4 protein-coding genes are annotated in these 5,590 nt (G+C 43.4%); 2 read left to right on the forward strand and 2 right to left on the reverse strand.

What is annotated here, in order from left to right; translation table 11 throughout:
- Positions 1-763: hypothetical protein (locus tag A3761_RS04850; RefSeq protein WP_197472826.1), on the reverse strand; the 763-nt coding region annotated here is incomplete at its 3' end.
- A 494-nt stretch (positions 764-1,257) separates the two neighbouring features.
- Here A3761_RS04850 and fadB point away from each other — a divergent pair.
- Positions 1,258-3,405: a fatty acid oxidation complex subunit alpha FadB gene (fadB, locus tag A3761_RS04855; protein WP_068509739.1), complete on the forward strand. Its 2,148-nt coding sequence runs from the start codon at positions 1,258-1,260 to the stop codon at positions 3,403-3,405.
- A gap of 31 nt (positions 3,406-3,436) precedes the next feature.
- A complete protein-coding gene (gene fadA, locus A3761_RS04860) occupies positions 3,437-4,612 on the forward strand; it encodes an acetyl-CoA C-acyltransferase FadA (protein WP_068509740.1) in 1,176 nt (391 codons plus the stop codon).
- Between the two features lie 156 nt (positions 4,613-4,768).
- On the opposite strand, the gene A3761_RS04865 is transcribed toward fadA, so the two are convergent.
- On the reverse strand, positions 4,769-5,572 hold the full coding sequence (locus A3761_RS04865) for a hypothetical protein (RefSeq protein WP_068749923.1): 804 nt from the start codon (positions 5,570-5,572) through the stop codon (positions 4,769-4,771).
- Between the last annotated feature and the right edge of the window lie 18 nt (positions 5,573-5,590).

Below are 5,590 nucleotides of genomic sequence, written 5' to 3' on the forward strand. Positions count from 1 at the left end.
TAACACGATTCTCGTTGTAATTTACGTAAGAGTTCTTAATGAAGTCCCATTTGGTATTCGCAGAATCTAATAGCTTGAACGAGGTCTGTTTACCTTCAGCCATAGCCATCAATTCTTGCAGCTGTTTACCGAACTCTTCAGCAAGAGAATCGATCGTTACTTCTTTATCGACATCGCCGCCTGCATATACCTGACTAACCGTAGAAGTTGTTCTTGCTGAATACTTGGTCATCATTAGGGCAAGGTTAGTTGCTGTATCACGGCTTAGCTGGGTTGTCTTACTTGGCTTTATACTCGCGCCTGCTTGAATAGCATCATAAAGGCCGCTTAATGCTGCATTGAGTGCAATGTTATTGGTCGCCATGTCGCCCGCTAAGCGAAGGTCAGGGTAGCCTGTCTTCTCAACTTCACGTACGTTCTGCTTGAGTACTTTTTGGTAGGCTTTCCATGCAGCGGCGACTGCTTCAAACTGTTCCGAGGTCTCACCCGAATCTGTTTCACCTTGAATTGCGTTAAAAAGCTCGGCCATTGTTGTGAGCGAGGCATTGATATCTTCCAGGTCTTTTTGAGCACCTTGGTTTGCACTGAAGTTATAAAAGCCATTAATAGAATAATAAGAGTTGATCTGGCTTTGGTAGATGTTTTCCAGGACTGATTTTGACGAATTCTCGGCCGCATGGCTTTGTGTTGATGTGAACAACAATACGAAAATAAATGGAATAACAGCGCTTAGGCGGTTAAAAGTGATGTTCTTGAAATACATTAATTGCGACTCCATGTTTTTATTTCTAACGAGATATTTAGTTCAGTGTAGTATTTAATGCTTAACATACAAGCGTTTGGCGAATGAAGTTCATAGTGATTGTAATTATTTTGTTTTGCGCATGATTTTGTCTGCTTTCGGTAATTCTATCGACGCTCTGAAGACTCAAGAATATATGTTAGTCAGCTTTGTATTGAATTTGTTCTTTGGTGGAATAATAAATTCGTTAAAAAGGCATAATTTTAAAAAAACCTATAAAACAAATGGATAGGTGATTGTTCTGTTGGAAAATCTAGAAAAGAATTGTTTACTTATGTCAATAATAATTGACAAATGATGGATTTTTTTACATGGTTCGCACACGCAATTCAAACGAGCGTATGAATTTCGAAAATTCCCGCGAAATATGCGGGCCCAAAAAAACTTTGTTGGAGCCTCGACCTTTCAGAGGACGTAGGTAGACCAGCACGGATAATTAACTTGGAGAACAGTTGATGATTTACGAAGGTAAAGCCATCACGGTTAAAGAGATTGAAGGCGGAATCGCACAGCTAAATTTCGATTTAGAGGGCGAGTCAGTCAATAAGTTTAACCGACTTACTATTGAAGAGCTTGGCGCAGCAGCGGAAAGCTTAAAGAACGCAAACGGCATTAAGGGCTTGATTGTTACAAGTTCAAAAGATTGCTTTATCGTTGGCGCAGATATCACAGAATTTACTGACTTGTTTGCTGGTTCTGAAGAAGAGCTTATCGCAAACAACTTGCAGGCCAACGCTGTATTTAGTGCAATTGAAGATCTTCCGTTTCCATCTGTAACTGCTATCAACGGTATTGCGTTGGGTGGCGGTTTCGAGATGTGTCTGTCTACGGACTATCGTGTTATGTCGCCAACGGCTAAAGTCGGTCTACCTGAAGTTAAGCTGGGTATCTTCCCAGGTTTTGGTGGTACGGTACGTCTACCACGTCTAATCGGTGCAGATAATGCAATCGAATGGATCGCAGGCACGAAAGAATACAAAGCACCTGATGCACTTAAGTTTGGTGCAGTAGATGCGGTTGTTGATGCTGATAAGCTAGAAGCTGCAGCAATCGATCTTGTTAAGCAAGCAGTTGCTGGCAAGCTAGACTATAAAGCTCGTCGTGAAGAGAAGACTTCTAAGCTTAAGCTGAACCCAATGGAAAGCATGATGACTTTCGAAACTGCTAAAGGTTTCGTTGCTGGTCAAGCTGGTCCTAACTATCCTGCACCTGTTGAAGCGATTAAAGCGATGCAGAAGCATTCGGGTATGGCGCGAGACAAGGCAATCGAAGTTGAAGCGAAAGGCTTTGCTAAGATGGCTAAGACTTCAGTATCAGCTTCTTTGATTGGTTTGTTCTTGAATGACCAGGCACTTAAAGCACAAGCAAAAGCGCTTGAGCCAAAAGCATCTGAAGTTAAGAAAGCTGCGGTTCTTGGTGCAGGTATCATGGGTGGCGGTATCGCTTACCAGTCTGCTCTAAAAGGTACGCCAATCATCATGAAAGATATCGCGCAAGCAGGTATCGATCTAGGTTTGAGCGAAGCAAGCAAGCTTCTTACTAAGCGCGTAAGCAAAGGTAAGATGAAAGCTGAGAAAATGGCTGAAGTTCTGAACTCTATCGATCCAGCACTAAGCTATGGTGACTTCGGTGACGTAGACTTGGTTGTTGAAGCGGTTGTTGAGAATCCTAAGGTTAAAGACATCGTTCTTTGTGAAGTAGAAGATCAAGTATCTGAAGATACAATTTTGACTTCAAACACTTCAACAATCTCTATTGATTTGCTAGCTAAGAACTTGAAGCGCCCAGAAAACTTCTGTGGTATGCACTTCTTCAACCCTGTACACATGATGCCTCTTGTTGAGGTTATCCGTGGCGAGAAAACTAGCGAAGAAACAATCGCTACGACAGTTGCTTACGCTAAAGCAATGGGTAAGACGCCTGTTGTTGTTAACGACTGCCCAGGTTTCCTAGTTAACCGTATCTTGTTCCCATACTTCGGTGGCTTTGCTGCGCTAGTACGTGACGGTGCTGACTTCCAGCGCGTTGATAAGATCATGGAGAAATTCGGTTGGCCTATGGGTCCTGCTTACTTGCTAGACGTTGTAGGTATGGACACAGCTATTCACGCTGGTGAAGTCATGGCTGAAGGCTTCCCTGATCGCATGAAGAATGAGTTCCGTACTGCGATGGAAGTTATGTTTGAAGATGGCCGCTACGGTCAGAAGAACGACAAAGGCTTCTACACTTACGAGCTAGACCGTAAAGGTAAGCAGAAGAAAGTGAAGGACGAAGGCGTTTACGACATGATCAAGCCTGTTGTTCTTAACAACAATGAATTTACAGATGAAGAAATCATCGAGCGTATGATGGTTCCTCTATGTATCGAGACTGTACGTTGTCTTGAAGATGGTATCGTAGAGACTGCAGCAGAAGCTGATATGGGTCTTATCTTCGGTATCGGCTTCCCTCCATTCCGTGGTGGTGCGCTTCGTTACATCGATTCTATCGGCATCGAAGAATTTAATAAGATCGCTGACAAGTATGCTGATCTAGGTGCTCTTTACACTCCAACAGAGGGTATGAGAGAAATGGCTAAAACTGGCAAGAAGTTTTTCGGCTAATCGCTGAAACAGAATCGAACGGAGAATATCTATGAGTCTTAATCCAAAAGATGTCGTCGTCATCGATGCAGTACGTACCCCAATGGGTCGTGCTAAAAATGGCTGTTTCCGCAATGTACGTGCTGAGACACTTTCAGCTACGCTGATTGATGCTATTTTTGATCGTAACGAAAAATTGAACCCTAATGACGTTGAAGACGTAATCTGGGGTTGTGTTAACCAAACAATGGAGCAGGGCTTTAACGTTGCTCGTCAAATTTCATTGTTAACTAAAGTTCCTCACGCTGCTGGCGCTCAAACGGTTAACCGTTTGTGTGGTTCTGCGATGAGTGCAATTCACACAGCTGCACAAGCAATCCAAACCGGTAACGGTGACGTGTTTGTTGTGGGTGGTGTTGAGCACATGGGTCACGTATCCATGACTAAAGGTTTCGACCACAACCCAGCAGCAAGTAAGTACTCTGCAAAAGCATCTAACATGATGGGTCTAACGGCTGAAATGTTAGCTAAAATGCACGGTATTTCACGTGAAATGCAAGATGAGTTTGGCGCGCGTTCACACCGTCTAGCTCACGAAGCTACATTGGAAGGTCGTTTTAAGAACGAAATCGTTCCAGTTGAAGGTCATGATGAGAACGGTTTTAAAGTTCTTATTGAGGACGATGAAACAATCCGTCCAGAAACGACTGCAGAGTCTCTAGGCAAGTTGAAGCCAGCTTTCAACCCTAAAGGCGGTACAGTAACTGCGGGTACGTCTTCACAGCTTACAGATGGCGCAGCAGCAATGTTGTTGATGTCAGCTGAGAAAGCAGAAGAGCTTGGCCTTAAGCCACGTGCTCGTATCGTTTCAATGGCTGTTGCAGGTTGTGATCCAGCTATCATGGGTTACGGCCCAGTTCCAGCAACTAAGAAAGCACTTAAGCGTGCTGGTCTTACCATTGAAGATATCGATTTCTGGGAGCTTAACGAAGCTTTCGCAGGTCAGTCTTTGCCAGTAATGAAAGATCTTAAGTTGCTAGATGTTGCAGAGACTAAAGTTAACCTGAATGGTGGTGCGATCGCTTTGGGTCACCCACTAGGTTGTTCAGGTGCACGTATCTCAACGACTTTGTTGAATGTTCTTGAAGATAAGGGCGGCAAATATGGTGTTTCTACCATGTGTGTAGGTCTTGGTCAGGGCATCTCAACAATTTGGGAACGTCTGTAAGACCATCTTTGATAAGCACGCTCCCAGGAAGATTGCTTAGGCAATAGGAAGTATTCTTCGGGAGTGTGTCTTAATAAGATAAGAAAAAACCGCAGTTTTGGCTGCGGTTTTTTTGTTTTAAGAGGGGGTAGATTTACTTAAGTCGACTCACTACTTCTATTTTTGCTCAGTTGAAGTGTCGGTACATTCGTTTTGATTGGTTTCCGTTTCTGCTGAGTCGCTGATCGGTTTTTTCTTTTTTGCCTTCTTGGCTTGAGGTTTGATCAAGTTACCTTCGCCTACGACACGGTTTGTTCGTTTTGCTTCGGTCAGGAGTTCGCTTAGCTCTCGTATGCGGGTGTTTTTCGTATCATTATCTATGCTGGTCTTTTTCAGCAAGTCCAGAGCTTGCTTGATATGCATCTGATACATCGTCATATCGCCTTCCTCAGCGAAGCTGTCGGCCTGGTATAAGTTACTATTTATGTTGAGCTCGACCTTGACTGTTTGCAGATGAATTTGCAGCTCCTGGCACTTTGCCGCCGTTAATGAGCCTTTATTGCGATAGATGTCGAGTAACTTACTGATTTGACCGATTTGGCTTTGTGCCTGGGTCAGTTCAATATCACTGGTGACATAACAGGCGACTTTATTTTCTCGTTGTCCGCTTTTGAAGTTTAGTAACTTTCCCTCTTGAGTTCGTAAGTGGGAAAGAATTAATTGATCGTCGGGGGCTAATTGCTGCGCTGCTTTTAAGGCGTTCACTGCTAAAGATTGAACTTGGGTGATCAGTACGTAGCTTTCATCAATTTTTAATAAAAGTGAGGTGTAGCTTAATAGCTCATCAGCTTGTTGCCTTAGTTTGTTAATGCGAAGCTTGCGCTTTTTCATTGCTTGTTGGCGGCTATAACTTATGCCACTGGCAACCATTGAGATAACAATGATGGAGGCTATCAAAGATATTATAAGTGTACTATTCATGTGGACTATGTTTCAGGC

Source organism: Oleiphilus sp. HI0123 (assembly GCF_001635315.1).

Coding starts and splice junctions, on each gene's coding strand:
- A3761_RS04865 (WP_068749923.1), bottom strand. CDS start 5,572: ATGAATAGTACACTTATAATATCTTTGATAGCCTCCATCATTGTTATC.
- fadA (WP_068509740.1), top strand. CDS start 3,437: ATGAGTCTTAATCCAAAAGATGTCGTCGTCATCGATGCAGTACGTACC.
- fadB (WP_068509739.1), top strand. CDS start 1,258: ATGATTTACGAAGGTAAAGCCATCACGGTTAAAGAGATTGAAGGCGGA.